This window comes from Pseudoduganella sp. RAF19 (assembly GCF_052114165.1).
In the GTDB taxonomy this organism is placed as follows: domain Bacteria; phylum Pseudomonadota; class Gammaproteobacteria; order Burkholderiales; family Burkholderiaceae_D; genus Rugamonas.
In genome coordinates this window covers 479,374-496,337 of sequence record NZ_JBFREF010000002.1, presented here as the reverse complement: position 1 = coordinate 496,337, position 16,964 = coordinate 479,374, and the positions used below count along the sequence as shown (strand labels likewise).

At 60.1% G+C, this 16,964-nt stretch carries 18 protein-coding genes; 4 read left to right on the top strand and 14 right to left on the bottom strand.

The features are described 5' to 3' along the window. Nucleotides 1-8: 8 nt before the first annotated feature. The 9 genes from AB4Z19_RS06855 to queE form a co-directional block, all read right to left on the bottom strand. Complete coding sequence (locus tag AB4Z19_RS06855) at nt 9-518, bottom strand: hypothetical protein (RefSeq protein ID WP_442030051.1); 510 nt, start codon at nt 516-518, stop codon at nt 9-11. Nucleotides 519-1,018: 500 nt separating this feature from the next. Then, on the bottom strand, nt 1,019-1,888 hold the full coding sequence (gene nadC / locus AB4Z19_RS06850) for a carboxylating nicotinate-nucleotide diphosphorylase (RefSeq protein ID WP_442027594.1): 870 nt from the start codon (nt 1,886-1,888) through the stop codon (nt 1,019-1,021). After that, on the bottom strand, nt 1,885-3,027 hold the full coding sequence (nadA, locus tag AB4Z19_RS06845; RefSeq protein WP_442034766.1) for a quinolinate synthase NadA: 1,143 nt from the start codon (nt 3,025-3,027) through the stop codon (nt 1,885-1,887). Before nadA ends, nadC begins: the two co-directional genes overlap by 4 nt. Continuing rightward, nucleotides 3,027-4,625: an ABC-F family ATPase gene (locus AB4Z19_RS06840; RefSeq protein WP_442027591.1), complete on the bottom strand. Its 1,599-nt coding sequence runs from the start codon at nt 4,623-4,625 to the stop codon at nt 3,027-3,029. Before AB4Z19_RS06840 ends, nadA begins: the two co-directional genes overlap by 1 nt. Nucleotides 4,626-4,695: 70 nt before the next feature. Next, on the bottom strand, nt 4,696-5,610 hold the full coding sequence (gene ldcA, locus AB4Z19_RS06835; protein WP_442027590.1) for a muramoyltetrapeptide carboxypeptidase: 915 nt from the start codon (nt 5,608-5,610) through the stop codon (nt 4,696-4,698). Then, nucleotides 5,597-6,529: an alpha/beta fold hydrolase gene (locus AB4Z19_RS06830; RefSeq protein ID WP_442034764.1), complete on the bottom strand. Its 933-nt coding sequence runs from the start codon at nt 6,527-6,529 to the stop codon at nt 5,597-5,599. The genes ldcA and AB4Z19_RS06830 overlap by 14 nt, the downstream gene beginning before the upstream one ends. A 50-nt stretch (nt 6,530-6,579) precedes the next feature. Then, nucleotides 6,580-7,050, bottom strand: coding sequence for a tRNA adenosine(34) deaminase TadA (gene tadA / locus AB4Z19_RS06825; protein WP_442027409.1), 471 nt, complete (start codon nt 7,048-7,050; stop codon nt 6,580-6,582). Then, nucleotides 7,043-7,489 carry a 6-carboxytetrahydropterin synthase QueD gene (gene queD, locus AB4Z19_RS06820; protein WP_442027410.1) on the bottom strand — a complete coding sequence of 149 codons (447 nt, stop codon included), beginning with the start codon at nt 7,487-7,489 and terminating at the stop codon, nt 7,043-7,045. Before queD ends, tadA begins: the two co-directional genes overlap by 8 nt. A gap of 3 nt (nt 7,490-7,492) precedes the next feature. Continuing rightward, on the bottom strand, nt 7,493-8,125 hold the full coding sequence (gene queE / locus AB4Z19_RS06815; RefSeq protein WP_442027411.1) for a 7-carboxy-7-deazaguanine synthase: 633 nt from the start codon (nt 8,123-8,125) through the stop codon (nt 7,493-7,495). Nucleotides 8,126-8,275: 150 nt separating this feature from the next. Between queE and AB4Z19_RS06810 the strand changes: the two genes are divergently transcribed. Further along, entirely contained in the window at nt 8,276-9,265 is a 990-nt protein-coding gene (locus AB4Z19_RS06810; protein ID WP_442027413.1) for a diguanylate cyclase, read from the top strand. Here AB4Z19_RS06810 and AB4Z19_RS06805 read toward each other — a convergent pair. Genes AB4Z19_RS06805 through AB4Z19_RS06795 form a run of 3 tightly spaced genes read right to left on the bottom strand, consistent with a single transcriptional unit; the run spans nt 9,253 to nt 12,033 of the window. Next, nucleotides 9,253-10,971 carry a DUF4214 domain-containing protein gene (locus tag AB4Z19_RS06805; protein WP_442027414.1) on the bottom strand — a complete coding sequence of 573 codons (1,719 nt, stop codon included), beginning with the start codon at nt 10,969-10,971 and terminating at the stop codon, nt 9,253-9,255. The genes AB4Z19_RS06810 and AB4Z19_RS06805 overlap by 13 nt on opposite strands. A 52-nt stretch (nt 10,972-11,023) precedes the next feature. After that, entirely contained in the window at nt 11,024-11,275 is a 252-nt protein-coding gene (locus AB4Z19_RS06800) for a hypothetical protein (RefSeq protein ID WP_442027415.1), read from the bottom strand. Further along, nucleotides 11,272-12,033, bottom strand: coding sequence for a DNA/RNA non-specific endonuclease (locus AB4Z19_RS06795; protein WP_442034762.1), 762 nt, complete (start codon nt 12,031-12,033; stop codon nt 11,272-11,274). The genes AB4Z19_RS06800 and AB4Z19_RS06795 overlap by 4 nt, the downstream gene beginning before the upstream one ends. A gap of 141 nt (nt 12,034-12,174) precedes the next feature. Here AB4Z19_RS06795 and AB4Z19_RS06790 point away from each other — a divergent pair, with 141 nt between their 5' ends. Beyond that, the gene (locus AB4Z19_RS06790; RefSeq protein ID WP_442034760.1) at nt 12,175-13,533 is read left to right on the top strand and encodes a methyl-accepting chemotaxis protein; all 1,359 of its coding nucleotides are present in this window, start codon (nt 12,175-12,177) and stop codon (nt 13,531-13,533) included. On the opposite strand, the gene AB4Z19_RS06785 is transcribed toward AB4Z19_RS06790, so the two are convergent. After that, on the bottom strand, nt 13,502-14,818 hold the full coding sequence (locus AB4Z19_RS06785) for an ATP-binding protein (protein WP_442034758.1): 1,317 nt from the start codon (nt 14,816-14,818) through the stop codon (nt 13,502-13,504). The two genes, AB4Z19_RS06790 and AB4Z19_RS06785, sit on opposite strands and share 32 nt — an antisense overlap. Further along, entirely contained in the window at nt 14,815-15,549 is a 735-nt protein-coding gene (locus AB4Z19_RS06780) for a response regulator (RefSeq protein WP_442025384.1), read from the bottom strand. Before AB4Z19_RS06780 ends, AB4Z19_RS06785 begins: the two co-directional genes overlap by 4 nt. 171 nt (nt 15,550-15,720) lie before the next feature. Between AB4Z19_RS06780 and AB4Z19_RS06775 the strand changes: the two genes are divergently transcribed. Continuing rightward, nucleotides 15,721-16,413 (top strand): cytochrome c biogenesis CcdA family protein, encoded by a 693-nt coding sequence (locus AB4Z19_RS06775; protein ID WP_442025383.1) that lies wholly within the window; start codon nt 15,721-15,723, stop codon nt 16,411-16,413. Between the two features lie 25 nt (nt 16,414-16,438). Then, nucleotides 16,439-16,963 carry a thioredoxin family protein gene (locus tag AB4Z19_RS06770; RefSeq protein ID WP_442025382.1) on the top strand — a complete coding sequence of 175 codons (525 nt, stop codon included), beginning with the start codon at nt 16,439-16,441 and terminating at the stop codon, nt 16,961-16,963. The last annotated feature ends 1 nt before the right edge of the window (nt 16,964 follow it).

Genomic DNA, 16,964 nt, shown 5'->3' with positions numbered 1-16,964 from the left:
TTTCTATTTCAGCGAAGTTCCCGCTGATGTTCTAGCGCGTGAGTGGTAGCGCGCTGGATCATGGCAGCGCCGGTTTCCGCCAGCGCCTTGCTGAGCGACTCGTTGGCGATCGATTCGCTTTGCCTGATCATCGCGATGGCGCCGAGGATGGGCAAGGTATAAGCATCCAGCTCATTGGGACGCGGCGGCCTTGGCTCACCCAGCCCGGTGGACCAGTTGTGCGGGAAGTGCGGGTGTGGATACGGCGTGCCGCACCAATCATCCAGCACAGCCTTCAGGAACGGCCTTGCGTCGCCATTTTGCGTTTGAATCGCCGAAGCCGCATCCACCTGGCGCTGCCCTATTTCGACGGCAGCCAATTGCGCTTGCAGCCAAGGGCTCGGCTCAGGGTCCGCCGCAATCGCGGCAATCTGAACACGTTTCCCCAACGGCCCGCCTCCCACGACTTCCCAAATGTAAGGGTTGATACGGGCGATGATTTTGATGAGTGTAGGACTGAGTTGCAACAAGTCAGACATGGCGCCTCCTCCAGATATCCGGTTGAGTACACGGGATCTCGTGAATCCCTCCAACGAATATAGGCGTCAAATCCGGCGAGATGCTCACGCATTGTCACAGTCTAAAAACTTGGCCTAGTTCATTCACCAGTTTATTTCTGCGTGACAATTTGATAATTTAGCTGGCAATTGCGTTTACTATAATTGACCCGCGCTAACAGGCAACTGGTTCGTTACGGCGCCGTTTGGGGCAATATACTTTTAGGCGGCGGCATCGGTTATATCGTGGACCGCAATACTGGAGCAGGCTTCGACTATCCGGGATCTGTCTCGGTTCCGCTTCGCAAAGTCAATCTCGCCAACTCGCAAGCCGCCACGGCTCCCGCAACGGCTGTAGACACCGCAGCCAAATAATTCACGAGCTTAATTGATTCTGGCAGAGCCGCTAGACAACTGCCTCTCGTTCACCGCGACGGCCTGAGTAAGAGCAGGACAGTCGCGGCGCTTTGAGGGACATCGACTTAGCCGATGATGCGCAGGGAGAAGTCGGTGGCCTTGATGTCTTTGGTCAGGGCGCCGATGGAGATGCGGTGAACGCCGGTTTCGGCGATGGCGCGGACGGTGTCGAAGTTGACGCCGCCGGAGGCTTCGAGCAGCGCGCGGCCGCCATTGATTTCGACCGCTTTGCGCATGGCGTCCAGATCGAAGTTATCGAGCAGGATGGACTCTGCGCCGGACGACAGGGCTTCTTCCAACTCGGCCAGGCTTTCGACTTCCACCTGAATCGACACGCCCGCTTTCGCTACCTTCTTCGCTTCGACCAGGGCCGCCGTGATGCCGCCCGCCGCTGCGATGTGGTTTTCCTTGATCAGAATCCCGTCGTACAGCGCCAGACGCTGGTTCTGGCCGCCGCCAACGCGCACTGCATACTTCTGCGCCAGACGCAGGCCAGGCAGAGTTTTACGCGTATCGAGAATCGCGGCGGTGGTACCTGCGATCACGTCCACATAGCGGCGCGTAGCCGACGCCACGCCGGACAGCAGCTGAAGGAAGTTCAGCGCCGAGCGTTCCGCGGTCAGAATTGCGCGCGCCGGGCCAACGATTGTGCAGACCGGCGTATCAGCGGCCATCAGGTCGCCTTCCGCGTAATGCCATTCGATGCCGATAGCGGCGTCCAGCGCATGCATGACGCCCTCGAACCAGGGAGCGCCGCACAGCACGGCATCTTCGCGGACGATTACGCGTGCCACGGCGCGGCCATCTTCCGGTACGAGCGTGCCGGTCAGATCGCCGGTGCCGATGTCTTCCAGCAGTGCAGCCAGCAGATTGCGTTCGTAGTCGCCTGCGAGAGCATCGTCAAAAGGAGCAAAGCGATTGATCAATGTACTCATGCCGGACCGATTCCCGAAAACAGTTTAGCTTCTTTCGCCAGATCGGCGCCCGGTGCCACACGCGCCTTCTTCGCGGCCGCGAAATCCAGCATGCGGTTGATGGAGCGCTGAGCCTCAACGCCGACAGCCGGGTCGACGTGGATCTCGTTGTTCAGGTTTTCCAGAACGTCCACCAGATTGCGCAGGCCGTTCATCGCCATCCACGGGCAGTGCGCGCAGCTCTTGCAGGTTGCGCTATTGCCGGCGGTTGGTGCTTCGATGAAGGTCTTGCCCGGTGCAGCGAGACGCATTTTGTGCAGGATGCCGTTGTCGGTGGCGACGATGAATTCCTGTGCCGGCAGGCTGACGGCAGCGGCGATCAGCTGCGAAGTGGAGCCCACCACGTCAGCCTGTTCGACCACATTGGCCGGCGACTCCGGGTGCACCAGCACTTTCGCGTTCGGGTACTGCTCTTTCAGCAGGTCCAGTTCCACGCCCTTGAATTCGTCGTGAACGAGGCAGGAACCCTGCCACAGCAGCATGTCTGCGCCGGTCTGCTTCTGGATGTAGGAGCCGAGATGCTTATCCGGCGCCCACAGGATCTTCTTGCCCTGCTCGTGCAGGTGCTTGACGATATCCAGACCGATCGACGAAGTCACCATCCAGTCCGCGCGTGCTTTCACGGCGGCGCTGGTGTTCGCGTACACCACAACCGTGCGGTCAGGATGCTGATCGCAGAAGGCCGCGAATTCATCGGCCGGGCAGCCCAGGTCCAGCGAGCAGGTCGCGTCCAGGTCCGGCATCAGGATCGTCTTTTCCGGGCTGAGGATCTTCGCAGTCTCGCCCATGAAGCGCACGCCCGCCACCACCAGCGTTTTCGCCGGATGGTCGCGGCCGAAGCGCGCCATTTCGAGGGAGTCGGAGACGCAACCGCCAGTCTCCTCCGCCAGATCCTGCAGGTCGGCGTCCACGTAGTAGTGGGCAACCAGCACGGCTTCGCGTTCGCGCAGCAAGGTGCGGATACGCTCCTTGAGCAGAATCTTTTCGTCTGCCGCGACAGGCGCCGGAGTGCGCGCCCACGCATGGGCCACGCAACTGGCCCCGTCTTCCGTCGGCTTCTCGTAGTCGACGGTTTTGATCGGCATTACAACAGCATTCATTAATCGATACCTTGGCTCTTCAGATAGTCTTCGTAGTTGCCGCGGAAGTCGACGACTTCATTTTCCTTGATCTCGATAATGCGATTGGCCAGCGAGGAAACGAACTCACGGTCATGCGACACAAAGATCAGGGTGCCGGCATACTTGTCCAGAGCGATGTTGAGCGACTCAATCGATTCCATGTCCATGTGGTTGGTCGGTTCGTCCAGCATCAGGACGTTGTGACGGCCCAGCATCAGCTTGCCGTACATCATACGACCTTTTTCGCCACCTGACAGGACGCGCACCTGTTTCTTGACTTCGTCGCCGCCGAACAGCAGGCGGCCCAGGATGGAGCGCACGGCCTGATCGTCGTCGCCTTCCTTGGTCCACTGGCCCATCCAGTCCGTCAGATTCAGCTCATTGGCGAAATCTTCGGTCGGGTCCTGCGGCATGTAGCCGACGTTGGCGTTCTCCGCCCACTTGACCATGCCGGTATCCGGTTGCAGCTTGGCGATGTCGCCCACGATGGAACGCAGCATGGTGGTCTTGCCCGCGCCGTTGGCGCCGATGATCGCAATGCGCTCGCCCGCTTCAACCATGATGCTGAAGTTCTTGAACAAGGTGCGGTCGTAGGACTTGGAGATGCCGTCCACTTCCACGGCCAGACGGTGCAGCTTCTTCTCGCCTTCGAAACGCACGAACGGATAGGCACGGGACGATGGCTTGATGTCCTCGACCTTGATCTTGTCGATCATCTTGGCGCGCGAAGTCGCCTGGCGGGCCTTGGATTTGTTGGCCGAGAAGCGGCGCACGAAGTCCTGCAGCTCGGCGACCTTCTCTTTCGCCTTGGCGTTGTTGGCCAGCTGCTGGTTACGGGCCTGGGTCGACGCCAGCATGTAGTCGTCGTAATTGCCTGGATAGATCTTCAGCGTGCCATAATCCATGTCCGCCACGTGGGTGCACACCTGGTTCAGGAAGTGGCGATCGTGGGAAATGATGATCATGGTGGAATTGCGCTGATTCAGCACGTCTTCCAGCCAGCGGATGGTGTTGATGTCCAGGTTGTTGGTCGGTTCGTCCAGCAGCAGGATGTCCGGATTCGAGAACAGGGCCTGGGCCAGCAGCACGCGCAGCTTCCAGCCCGGCGCCACCGCGCTCATCGGGCCCTGGTGCAGGTCGATGGCAACGCCCACACCCAGCAGCAGTTCACCTGCGCGGGCTTCGGCGGTATAGCCGTCGTACTCGGCGACCTTGCCTTCCAGTTCGGCCGCTTCCATATAGTCTTCGTCGGTCGCTTCCGGGTTCGCGTAAATCGCGTCGCGCTTCTGGATGGCGGCCCACATTTCGGTGTGGCCCATCATGACCACGTCGAGCACGCGCATTTCCTCGTACGCGAACTGGTCCTGACGCAGCTTACCCATGCGCTCATTGACATCCAGCGACACATTACCGGCAGACGGTTCCAGATCACCGCCCAAGATCTTCATGAAGGTGGACTTGCCGCAGCCGTTGGCGCCGATCAGGCCATAACGGTTGCCGTCGCCGAATTTGACAGAGATGTTCTCAAACAGCGGCTTGGCGCCGAACTGCATGGTGATATTTGCGGTGGAAAGCACTGGAAAAAGCCTTTTCAGTTACAGATTGGATAACCTCACATTGTAACATTTTTCGGCCTGTTCCGCCTCTTTACCCTCCCAGGACAGGATATCCCGACACCGTCAAATCGAAACCGGCCGAATCCGACCGCAGGTGGGCCTGCGCGCCAAACGGCAGCGTGCAGCGCTCCTTGACGTGGCCGAACGGCAGGCCGGTCAGCACCGGGATCGGCAAACGGGCGCGGATGAAGGCCAGCATGGCATCGAAATCGTAGCCATTGTCGGTGGGCGCCAGGCGATAACCGGAGAAATCGCCCAGCACGATGGCTTTCTGGCGATCCAGCACACCCGTCATCTGCAATTGCAGCAGCATGCGCTCGACGCGGTATGGATGCTCGCCCACATCTTCCAGGTACAGAATACCGCCTTCGATCTGCGGGAAATACGGTGTGCCGATCAGGTGGTTGACCATGGCCAGATTGCCGCCCCACAGCGTGCCCTGCACGTCGACCAGCGGATTCCCCTCGGCGGTGCCGCGCACACTGTGCGTTGGACCACGCAGGCAATCCCAGAACTGCTGCAAGGTGTAGTCGACCGGCTCTTCGCGGATAAAATCGTCGCACATCATCGGCCCGGCAAAACTGATCTTGCCGGTGGCTGCGTACAAGCCCATATGGAAAGCCGTGATGTCGCTGTAGCCGATAAACAGCTTTCCGCTGTCGGCCATTTTGCGGAAATCGATCTGCGGCAGGATGCGGCTGATGCCATATTGTCCGCGCAGCGCGACCACGATCTGGCAGTCGGGATCATCGGCGGCGGCATTTAGCTGCGCCAGGCGTCCCTCGTCGGTGCCGGCGAAGCGCTGGAATTTCTTGTGGGAGTCGTAGTAGTTGTGCACCAGGACGCCCTGCTCTTCAAGGCGCGCAATGCCGCGCGCGAGTGCTGCGTCGTCCAGTGCGTAGCCGCCGGGAGCGGCGATGGCGATGCCGATTTTAGTCTTGCTCAAGATAGTCTGGATGGGATGGCTGAGGCGCTGCCATCTTACCTTCCAAGTGCGTGCCGATCAAGGCAAGCAGACGCCCCATCAACTGGGGCGGCAGATCATGGCCCATGCCCTCGATCAGCTCAAGCCGCGCATCGGGAATCTGGTCCGCGGTATCGATGCCGCAGGCGGGCGGCACCAGCGGATCTTCCGTGCCGTGCACCACCAGGGCCGGACAGCGCAAACCTTGCAGCAATTTGCTGCGATCCCCTGAAGCGACAATCGCCACCAGCTGGCGCGCAGCACCGTCGGGATGGACATTGCGGTCCACTGCCCGCCCGCACATCTCGCGCACATAATCCTCCGGCATGGGATAGGCAGGACTGCCGATCACGCGGAAGGTATTGGTCATGTTTTCAATCAGCTCTTCGCGTGTCGCTTGCTGCGGTGCGGAAGTGAGCAGAATGCGCCTCGCCGCCGGCGTTGGTCCCGGCAATCCGGGCTTGCCGCTGCTCGACATGATCGAAGTGAGGGATAGCGTGCGTTGCGGATAACGCGCTGCAAAAATCTGCGACACCATGCCGCCCATCGACACGCCAATGATGTGCGCACGCGGCACACACAGATAATTCAGCAGGCCACAGGCGTCGGCAGCCATATCGTGCAGCGTGTAGGCGGCTTTGAGCTTGATTCCGGCAAGGGTCTTGAGATAGGCCAGCCACAGGCGCGGCGTGCCAAGATGGTCGAATTTGCTGGACAGGCCTGCATCACGGTTATCATAGCGAATCACGTAATAGCCCATTTCTACCAGGCCTTCGACGAAGGCAGGCGGCCAGGAAACGAGTTGCAGCCCGAGCCCCATGTTCAGCAACACCGCAGGGTTGCCGGGGTTCCCGCTTGCCTCGAAGCTAATGGTAATACCGTTTATTTCGGCAGTTGCCACGACCCTGTCCTCCATTAGTGACAGGATAGCACCGTGACATGGAGCACGGTTCAGCTTTGTTGTTTTGCCACACGACGGCGCTCGGCAAAGAATGCCTTGAGCAGATTGCCGCAATCTTCGGCCAGCAGGCCTCCCTCAACCTCCGCATGGTGATTGAGTTTTTCCTGTTCAAACATATTCACGACCGAACCGCAGGCACCGGTCTTCGGGTCCGTCGCACCGTAGACGATACGGGACAGGCGCGCGTGCATCATGGCGCCCGAGCACATGACGCAAGGTTCCAGCGTTACATACAGCTCGCAGCCCGGCAGGCGGTAATTGCCCACCGCTTCGGCCGCGGCGCGCAGCGCGACAATTTCCGCGTGCGCCGTGGGATCATGGCTGCCGATCGGCTGGTTGAAGCCGCGGCCGATCACCACGCCATCCTTCACCACGACAGCGCCCACCGGCACTTCACCCCGATCCCAGGCGCGCTGCGCCTCGGCCAGGGCCTCGCGCATGAAGTCCTGCGGATCAGGCATCGGTGATCTCAGCCCAGCAGTTCGGGGTTTCGTGCAGCACCAGCTTGTGCAGGTGCAGGCCGGTGCCGTAGCGGTCCTTGAAGGCGGCCTTCAGGATGTCCCAGGCCACCGCTGCCAGGTTTTCCACGGTTGGAATGCGGTCAATCACAACGGTCTTGTGACCGGGCAGCGAAGCCAGGAAGTCCTTGACGGAGGCGTCCTTCTCGTACACCAGGAAGGCGTGATCCCACACGTCGACCAGATTTTCCTTGGCGATGGTCTTCACGTCGGAGAAGTCCATGATCATGCCGTTGTCGGAATTGCCTTCGACGTCGATCACGGCGCCGGTCAGGGTGATTTCCAGCGTGTAGCGGTGGCCGTGTAAGTTGCGGCACTGGCTCTTGTGGTCCGGAATACGATGGCCAGCATCGAATTCCAGCTTGCGGGTAATGGTCAGCATTGCTCAGGGGATGTTCAAAAGTTTATGGGTTTGCAGGCTCAGATTCCACTTCGGATTGCGCTTGCAGGTTTCGACCGCCAATTCCGTGTTGAAGGTGGCCAGTGGACCGTCCATCGGCTGCAGGAAGAAATGCTCGAAATCCAGGCCTTCGTAGGCTGCCAGCTCCTGATCCTTCTGCGGAATGACGACCTTGATTTCATTGCCTTTCGTGACCACCAGCTGCGAACCCATTTTCGGGCTGACGCAAATCCAGTCCACGCCGGCCGGCACCTCGATCGTGCCATTGGTTTCGATGGCGATGGTGAAGCCGGCCGCGTGCATGGCGTCGATCAGCGGCGCATCCAGTTGCAGCAGCGGTTCGCCGCCAGTGAACACCACGTATTTGTGGCCATGGCCTTGCGGCCACAGGCTGTCGATCTCCTGTGCCAGGGCTTCAGGCGTGGTGAATTTGCCGCCACGTTCGCCGTCGGTGCCGACGAAGTCCGTGTCGCAGAACTGGCAGACGGCGCTGGCGCGATCGCTCTCGCGGCCGGTCCACAGATTGCAGCCGGAAAAGCGGCAGAAAACGGCGGGCCGTCCGGCATGGGCGCCTTCGCCCTGCAGGGTATAGAAGATCTCTTTGATGCTGTATGTCACGATAGTTCCAGGAATCGGGCCGAAAGCCCGGGAGGCAACCTTCTATTATACCCGTTTCTCCAACCAGACACAGTTTGCGCTGAATCAACAGTGGCTATGCAGCAAGGGGGCAAAATCAATTCACCACCGAACAAAAGGGGCTGCCGCCAAATGAACCAACTCCTCAAAATCCAGCATCTGTCGGAATTTTCCCAAGCCGGTCAGCAGCATGGATTCGCTTTCAAGCTGATGGAATTACTGGTCATTCCCACCTTCGTTCTCGACACAAATTGTAAAGTCATCATCTGGAACCGCGCCTGCGAAAGGCTGACCGGAGTTCCGGCCCATGAAGTGCTGGGCACGTCCGATCACTGGCGCTGCTTTTACGAAGCGCCGCGCCCTACCCTGGCCGATCTGGTGGTCCAGGGCCGCACCGATGAAGTCCGCCATCTCTACGACAGCCACGCTATCCACGGCGAAAGCAAGGACAATCTCTGCGCAGAAAACTGGTGCGAGATGCCGCGTACCGGACGCCGCCGCTACCTTGCAGTGGACGCCAGTCCCATCCATGATGCGGACGGCAGCATGATTGCCGTGGTCGAAACCCTGCGCGATATGACCGACGAAAAACAGGCCCAGATCGCGCTGGAACAACTCGCCACACGCGACGGCCTCACCGGCCTCGCCAACCGCCGCTGTTTCGACGATACGCTACACGCCGAATGGCAGCGAGCCCTGCGCCAGCAGCAGCCCTTGTCCCTGCTGATGGTCGACGTCGACAACTTCAAACAATACAACGACGCTTACGGCCACGTGGGCGGCGACGAATGCCTGAAACGCATCGCAACCGCCGTGGCGAGCGAAATGCGCGCGAACGATCTGGTGGCACGCTATGGCGGAGAAGAGTTTGCAGTGATCCTGCCGAATCAATCGCTGAAAGGCGCCGCCATCGTGGCGGAGCGCATCCGCTGCCGTGTCGAAGCCCTGCGCTTGCCGAACCTCGGCGCGGACAAGCAGTTCGTTACCGTAAGCATCGGCGCTGCAACGGCCATCGCCTCAAACAGCAACGAGCCTTCGCAGCTGATCGCCACCGCCGACGCGGCGCTCTATCGCGCCAAACACATGGGCCGCAACCGCATCAGCCCCGATCAGCCAGTGTAGGGAATGTAGGGAAGTTTGTTCGGCATCACGCCGACCAGCGACGCGATATATTCAACCGATTCGGAGAACGCGAGCAGCACGTCCTCGCGCGACACGCCGTGTGCCAAGCGGGACATATGGTCGGCAAAACCGGGCGCGTCCGGGTCACGGTGCAGCACATTGTGGTAGAGCTGCGTGACGTAGCCTGCGTCACTCAGATTGCTGCCGTAACGCAGGATGAATTCCTGGCTATTGGTAAAGCCGGAAGCAATCGACTCCAGACTGGTGCCGCTGTCGCCCGCGTGCAGCCAGTAGCCAAGGCCGCTGTCATCCGGCGCACGGTCGAATGTGGCGCCGTACAAGCGATACAACTGGCCAGCGGTTCCATCCACATCCAATGCCAGGGCGCCATCGCTGAACTGCAGGCGTTCCACCCCCGTCAGCACATCGATCCCGCCCAGCGCGTCATTAATAACCACCGCTCCGGAGACCGGATTGAGGCGGAAATTGCCTTCCGGGCCATTGAGCACGAGCGTGTCAATACCTGCGCCGCCTTCAATTCTTTGATCGCCAGTCTGCGCATACAAGATGTCGTTACCTGCCGTGCCGGTGATGGAAACTGCCTGTGGCAAATCGGCCAGCGTCAGCGTCTGGTCGCTGAATCGCAGAGATTCAATTCCCTGCAAAGTGTCGATGCCCTCGCCGATCACAGTCACAGAATCGCCAAGCCGCACTACGCCATAGCTGTCAAAAGAATGATGGAAAATAACCGAGTCGTTACCTCCGCCGCCATTAATGACATCGTTGCCTTTGCCGACTTCGATTTGGTCATTCCCGGGGCCGCCCGTCAGCACATCACCCAGGTCATTGGCAATCATCACCGAGCCACCGGAGCCGGCAATCGCATGCTGAACTGAGACGCCGTATGCGATCGAAATATTGTGAAGACCCGGCGAGGTTTCGCTGAATGTGCCTGCATTCAGGTTGATGCTGACCTGATCGAGGCAATTGGAAAAGTCGAAGGTATTATTTCCGCCGGCATCCCAAATACACTGCGGCGCCGAGTTTGAGAAAAACGAATAGCTATCGTCACCCACTCGATAGCTCATGTTAGGGCCGTACAAGTATTGAATTGCCTGGATGTCGTACAGCATGGGCGAGCCGGGATACTTGCCGTTGACGTGCGCACCAATTGGCGCGGTGTACGACATGATCGAATAGTCTTCGTTATCGAAGGTCTTGGGCAGAACCGCGCCACCCAATGACGCACCGCCTGCGTCATAGTCGCCAGGATGCTTCAGCCCCAGCATATGGCCAATCTCGTGCACCACGTCATTCATGCCCACGCTACCCGAACCAAAGTAAGTATTGCCCTGATAGGTGTTATCCAGGTACATGCTCACAAAGTCGCGGCCTGGCTCAGGCAAGTACGCGTAGCCAGCAGAGCCCGCCGCAGACTGGTCGTTTGTTCCGAAACGCAGTTCGCCGCTTGAGCTCACCTGTTGAAAACTCACATTGGCGACATCCGCCCACACCTGCAGCGCGGTAGCGACCGCCTGCTTTTGAATGGCGGTCATCGACATGAAGCCATTCCTGTCGATCGAACTGGCGCCTGACGGCGGGCTGCTCAGGAAGCTGTAAGTGAGCGTCACCGGAGTGTGTGCATCGTAGTTCCAGCTGCTGTAGACAAGCGAATCTATCGAGTTGTTTCCGGTGGTGAGCGTCATGATGCTGGTCGAAGATTAGTTACCTGGAAGCATCTTATCACTAAGTATTCAGCTAATCGAACGGGTTTTCGACCTTTTTTGTATCTGGCGCTGGCAAGCGTCCGGGCAGGTCCGGCGCGGCCTCCAATGCAGCCACCACGCGCTTCAACAGCGCATGCAAAGCATTAGCATTTGCGAGACCGGCGGCATCGCGTGTCAGATCGACATCACCGCTGATGGTGATGCGATCAAGCCGGTTTTCAATCTGCAGGCCGCCGATGTGCAGCACCTGCGCTTCGTTCGCATAGGGTTTGAATTCTTTCATGATTTTCCTTTCGGCCGAGGCAGGCGTAGCATCGATTCTTTCTGATGTTCTGTCAACGCCGGCAACAAATTGATACCAAGTTTGCCTTCCAGTTCGGCCACGCTGATGGTCTGATAACGCGCGTCCGGCTCATTGGCAATGAAATAAGCGGCGGCCGCATTCTGGCGCGGGCTGAACACCACTTTGTATAAATGGCTCGGCACCAGCACATTGCCCACCTTGCGCAGTTCGCGTCCGATAAACGCCGGGCCGGTAATCACATAAAGGCCGCCTTCGCGTTTGGCCATCTTGCGCACGGCCTGCTCGATCGACGCCCACACATGGCGATTATTGTCGGCATCCTGCGGCACCATATTCGCAAGCGAAAAGCTTTCGTGCTGGCTGGTGCGGTCCGGCATATCGCCGTTTGGCGCCATATGGCCGCGATCGAAACCGCTGCGCGCGTAATCGGCAAGCTCGGCGCGCTGCGACGACGGCAACTGCTGCTCGGAATGGAAGCTGTTCTCGCGCGATAGCTCCTGCGCCGCGCTCAGCTGGTCCGGCGTCAGATGCTCGGCCGACCACAGCGGCGTGCGGGTCAGGCCGGAGTGCATCAGGCCGAAGGAACGGAAACACAGGGTTTGCGTTTCGCGCGCCAGCTTTTCGTTGACGATTTGGGGAGAACGCCCGTCGACAAAATATTGGGGACAGGATGGGGAAGCCAGGCTCACGCCATGCGCCAGCAAGGCAAACGCCAGCGCGGTGATGCGGTAAATCATCTGATCCTTTTGACACTATTAAGAGATCAGCATTCTATCTTTAAACTGTGAAATAGTGTCGCACGGAAAATACACTCACAGTGGACAATTGTGAACTCTTGTGACATTAATATTGCTCTTTTACAATCTTCTGAGGCCTGCATGGACCTGGTAGCTTCGCTCCGCGAGCAACACATATCCAAAGTGAACCGCTATTTTCTGCCCGTACTGTGGCTGCTCTTTCTGCTGGGAATGGCGCTGGCGTCCTGGCACGACACCTGGACTGCGGCCCTGCTGGTAGGCTTGCCCGCCGCCCTGCTACCCACTTTGATGATTTTCATGATGCCGCACGCGCTCGCTACGCGAATGGCCGTCGGCGCGGCGGCCATGGTGTTTTGTGCCCTGCACATTCAGCAATCCATGGGCATGATCGAGCTCCACTTCGGCATTTTTGTTTTGCTGGCCCTGCTGGTGTATTACCAGGACTGGCGGGTGATCATTGCCTCCGCCGCCGTGATAGCGCTACACCACCTGCTCTTCAATCAGCTGCAGGAAATGGGCTACGGCGCCATGTGCCTCAGCAAGCCATCGCTTGCCGTCATCATCGTCCACGCCGTGTATGTGGTGATCGAGGCCGCGGCCCTGGTTGCGCTGGCCATCACGCTGGACCGCAAGGCCACCAATGAAGCCCGCAGCCGTCACGCGCTGCAGAGCAGTTTTGACGGCATGCGCCGCACGGTCGAACAGGCCCACGCCGGCATTCGCGCCATCACGGCGGCCGCACACGAAATTTCCAGCGGCAGTAGCGACCTGTCGCAGCGTACCGAAACGCAGGCCGCCAGCCTGGTCGAAACAGTGGGCACGATCGACCAGTTGGCGCGCACAGTACGCCAGAATGCGGACGATGCTCACGCAGCAAATGAACTGGTGCTTGATGCGTCCACTGTAGCAGTCGAAGGCGGCGGCATGGTGTCGAAAGTAGTCGATACCATGGGCGCCATCCGCGACAGCTCGCGCCGCATCGTGGAGATTATTTCGGTCATCGACGGCATCGCGTTCCAGACCAATATCCTGGCGCTGAATGCTGCGGTGGAAGCGGCGCGCGCTGGTGAGCAAGGCCGTGGATTCGCCGTGGTTGCCAGCGAAGTGCGGAATCTGGCGCAGCGCAGTGCGGCAGCGGCAAAGGAAATCAAGGACCTGATCAACGACTCCGTGGCCAAGGTGGAAGCCGGCGGCAAGCTGGTGGACGACACGGGCCGCACCATGCAGCAATTGGTCGATGCCGTGCAGCGCGTGGCGAATCTGATGAGCGGAATTTCAGACGCCAGCCGTGTGCAGACGGATGGCATCGAGCGGGTGCATCAGGTGATGACCGCAATGGACAAGGCCACGCAGGAAAACGCTTCGCTGGTACAGCAGGCCAGCGAGGCATCGGTGACCATGCGCGACAACGCAGGCCACCTGGCACAGCTGATGGAAGCCTTGCACCTCAGTCCTGTGCGGCCTCAACTCCCAGCGTAAGACGTGCCTCCAGTCCGCCGCCTTCGCGGTTTTGCAGCGTGAGGGTGGCGCCGAGGGCTTTCGCCAACTGCTGTGCGATGGCCAGGCCCAGACCCGTGCCGCCAGTCTCGCGGCTGCGCGACCCTTCCACACGATAGAACGGCTCGAACACGGCTTGCAACAGCTCTTCCGGAATGCCGGGACCGCGATCGAGTACGCGGATTTCGGCGCGGCCGTGTGGGGTCATCGATGCATGCACTTCGGCGCTGCCGCCGTATTTGATGGCGTTATCGATCAGATTGCCCAGCACCCGGCGCAGCGCCAGGGGCCGCGTCGTGACGGGCGTGCTGATCGCGCCATGCAAGCTGACTTCCTTGTTCAAGTCCTGATAATCGAATACCAGGCTATCGAGGAAAGCGTCCAGATCCAGGCTGCGCGGCGCTTCATTGCCGCCCTGCGCTGAGCGTGCATAGGTCACGCCTTCGCGTACCATTTCTTCCATCTGCTGCAGGTCGCGCAGGATGATGTCGCGCTGTTCAGGGTCCGCATCCATCAGCTCCGTGCGCAGACGCATACGCGTGATTGGCGTTTGCAGATCGTGCGAAACGGACGCCAGGATCTGCATGCGCTCCGTCATATAGCTTTTCACGCGGTCCTGCATGGCGTTGAAGGCGCTGGCGGCGCGTGCCACTTCTTCCGGGCCGCCTTCCGCCATGCGCTTCGGCTGCAGATCGGGGCCGACGGCGTTTGCGGCGCGCGCCATGTCCGTCAGCGGACGCGTTGCCTGGCGCACGCATAGCCAGCAGATCGTGCCCAGAATCAGCAGTTGGCCAATCAGGGCCGGCAGCAGCCACGGGGCCATTGGCCAGCCGCGCGGCAGGATATCCAGCGTCACCGGCGAGCCGTCGCGCAGGTGCATATGTACTTGCAGGTGCTCACGTGGACCCGGCAAGGCGCTGGCTGTGAGAGGATAATTCTTGCCGATGACCTCTTCCAGAGAAGTGAGCAGCAGCATGGAAATCGGCGCGGTCGGCCGCATCCCTTCTTCACCCGGACCAAGAATGAAACTGTAAGTGCGGCGCTCAAGTTTGGGTAGCCAGGACTCGCGTTCCGCGGCGGGCAGGCGGTCCAGCAGTGCCACCGAACTGGCCACGTCCTGTTCCATGAAATTCAGCATCACACCCTTGGTCGCCGCCGTGCGCTCGCTCACGATGACGTAAAAAGCCAGCGCGTGGGCGGCAATCAGGCCGGCAAACAGAATCGCAGCCAGCTGACCGAACAGGGTGCGCGGCATGAGCCGCTTCATTCCTCTTCTCCCTCGGTCTGCACCGCGGACGAGAAGATATAGCCTTCGTTACGCAAGGTCTTGATGTAGCGCGGCTCGCGCGCGTCGTCGCGCAGGCGCTGGCGCAGGCGGCTGACCAGCAGGTCGATGGAGCGGTCGAACTGTTCCGCGTCGCGGCCCTGGGTCAGGTTCAGCAGCTGGTCGCGCGTCAACACGCGCTGCGGATGGTCGAGGAATACGCGCAGCAGGCGGTATTCGGCGCCGCTTAGCGCCACCATGGTGCCTTGCTCATCCAGCAGATGGCGGCCGGTGGTATCCAGCTTCCAGTCGCCAAACACCAGCATCGGCGTGGTTTCGACCGGCGAACGGCCTTGCGGCAGCATGCGCGAGCGGCGCAGCACGGCCCGAATGCGGGCCAGCAGCTCGCGCGTCGAGAATGGTTTGCCCAGATAATCATCAGCGCCCATTTCGAGGCCGATAACGCGCTCGGTCTCTTCGCTCAGCGCCGTCAGCATCAGCACCGGCACGGTACGCCATTTGCCGCCACGCAGTTCGCGGCATAGCTGGAGGCCGTCTTCGCCGGGCATCATCACGTCCAGCACGATCAGGTCCACCGGACCTTGTTCCAGTTCCGTCCACATTTGCTTGCCGTTGGCGGCGGTGGAAGCGGTCATGCCATTGCGGGAAAGGTAGTTTGCGAGCAGTTCGCGGATTTCACGGTCGTCGTCGACGATCAGGATATGTTCGGCCATTTAGATTCCAGATTAATGCTGTTGTCAGTTTTATAGCCGAAGTGTAGCGGAGATTTGTGTCTCCATGTATCTGGCCCTGTACATAGACACACTGGCACATAGTGACACATTTGCCCGACATGTCAGGGCGGTCTAATACAGTCATTCCAAATCACTTTTAGGAGTGCTGCCATGAACCACCTGCTTGAAGCACCACTTGCCTTCGGTGCCGGTATCCTGACCATCGCCTCTCCCTGTGTTCTGCCTGTTTTGCCCATCATTCTGGGCAGCGCGGTGAACGGTACCCGTACCCGTCCACTGTTTATCGTCGCCGGTTTCGTGCTGACTTTTTCGGCACTCGGCATGCTGCTGGCGTTCGTGTCCGGCGCGGTGGCCGATGCCCACGAAATCCTGCGCAATGTCGCCATTGCCCTGCTGGCCATCTCCGGCCTGGTGCGCCTGTGGCCGCACCCGTATGAATGGCTGAAGGCCCGCATCGAAGAGCGCCTGCCGCAGCGCACCGTGCAGGCCGCCCAGCCTGGCCCCGGCAACGCAGGCGGCTTCGTGCTCGGCATGTCGCTCGGCGCCGCCTGGACTCCCTGCGCCGGTCCGGTGCTGGCTTCGATTCTTGCCCTGGTGGCGCAGGCACAGGACACCGCCCGCTCCGCCGGCCTGCTCTCGCTGTACGCCGCCGGCGCCGGCATTCCGATGCTGCTGATCGCATACGGTGGCCAGGTGGTGACCGGCCGTCTGCGCTGGCTGGCCCTGCGTTCGCAAGGCATGCAGCAGATTTTCGGCGGCCTGGTGCTGATTACCGCGATTGCCATTTATTTCCATCTTGATGTCCAACTGTATGCCCGTTTGCTGGGCGGCCCTTCCATCTGATCTGAATCTGAAAAGGAGAATCACCATGTTCAAGAAAGCCCTGCTCATCGCCGCCCTGTCGGCATCCGCCGTCGTCGCTACTGGCGCACAAGCTGCCACGGCACGCGATTTCGGTGCCGCACCTGAATTCAGCGGCATCAACAATTGGCTCAACAGCCAGCCCCTGACCCAGCAGTCGCTGCGCGGCAAAGTGGTGCTGGTCGATTTCTGGACCTTCGACTGCATCAACTGCGTACGCACCCTGCCCTACGTGAAATCCTGGTACGAGAAGTACAAGGATCAGGGCCTGGTGGTGGTCGGCGTGCATACCCCTGAGTATCCGTTCGAACGCAAGACCGAGAACGTGGCGGCGGCGATCAAGCGCTTCGGCATCACTTATCCGGTCGCCCAGGACAATGCCTACAGCACCTGGCGCGCTTACGACAACCAGTATTGGCCGGCTGCCTACCTGATCGACAAGAAAGGCCGCATCGTCTATACGCACTTCGGTGAAGGCAACTACGACGTTACCGAACAGAAGATCCGCGAACTGCTCGCCGCAAAGGACTAAG

What these genes read in the sequence shown, in the direction of transcription:
- AB4Z19_RS06770 (WP_442025382.1), top strand. Translation starts at nt 16,439, where the DNA reads ATGTTCAAGAAAGCCCTGCTCATCGCCGCCCTGTCGGCATCCGCCGTC.
- AB4Z19_RS06805 (WP_442027414.1), bottom strand. Translation starts at nt 10,971, where the DNA reads ATGACGCTCACCACCGGAAACAACTCGATAGATTCGCTTGTCTACAGC.
- AB4Z19_RS06785 (WP_442034758.1), bottom strand. Translation starts at nt 14,818, where the DNA reads ATGAAGCGGCTCATGCCGCGCACCCTGTTCGGTCAGCTGGCTGCGATT.
- AB4Z19_RS06780 (WP_442025384.1), bottom strand. Translation starts at nt 15,549, where the DNA reads ATGGCCGAACATATCCTGATCGTCGACGACGACCGTGAAATCCGCGAA.
- AB4Z19_RS06790 (WP_442034760.1), top strand. Translation starts at nt 12,175, where the DNA reads ATGGACCTGGTAGCTTCGCTCCGCGAGCAACACATATCCAAAGTGAAC.
- AB4Z19_RS06855 (WP_442030051.1), bottom strand. Translation starts at nt 518, where the DNA reads ATGTCTGACTTGTTGCAACTCAGTCCTACACTCATCAAAATCATCGCC.
- nadA (WP_442034766.1), bottom strand. Translation starts at nt 3,027, where the DNA reads ATGAATGCTGTTGTAATGCCGATCAAAACCGTCGACTACGAGAAGCCG.
- queD (WP_442027410.1), bottom strand. Translation starts at nt 7,489, where the DNA reads ATGCTGACCATTACCCGCAAGCTGGAATTCGATGCTGGCCATCGTATT.
- AB4Z19_RS06800 (WP_442027415.1), bottom strand. Translation starts at nt 11,275, where the DNA reads ATGAAAGAATTCAAACCCTATGCGAACGAAGCGCAGGTGCTGCACATC.
- AB4Z19_RS06810 (WP_442027413.1), top strand. Translation starts at nt 8,276, where the DNA reads ATGAACCAACTCCTCAAAATCCAGCATCTGTCGGAATTTTCCCAAGCC.
- nadC (WP_442027594.1), bottom strand. Translation starts at nt 1,888, where the DNA reads ATGAGTACATTGATCAATCGCTTTGCTCCTTTTGACGATGCTCTCGCA.
- AB4Z19_RS06775 (WP_442025383.1), top strand. Translation starts at nt 15,721, where the DNA reads ATGAACCACCTGCTTGAAGCACCACTTGCCTTCGGTGCCGGTATCCTG.
- AB4Z19_RS06795 (WP_442034762.1), bottom strand. Translation starts at nt 12,033, where the DNA reads ATGATTTACCGCATCACCGCGCTGGCGTTTGCCTTGCTGGCGCATGGC.
- tadA (WP_442027409.1), bottom strand. Translation starts at nt 7,050, where the DNA reads ATGCCTGATCCGCAGGACTTCATGCGCGAGGCCCTGGCCGAGGCGCAG.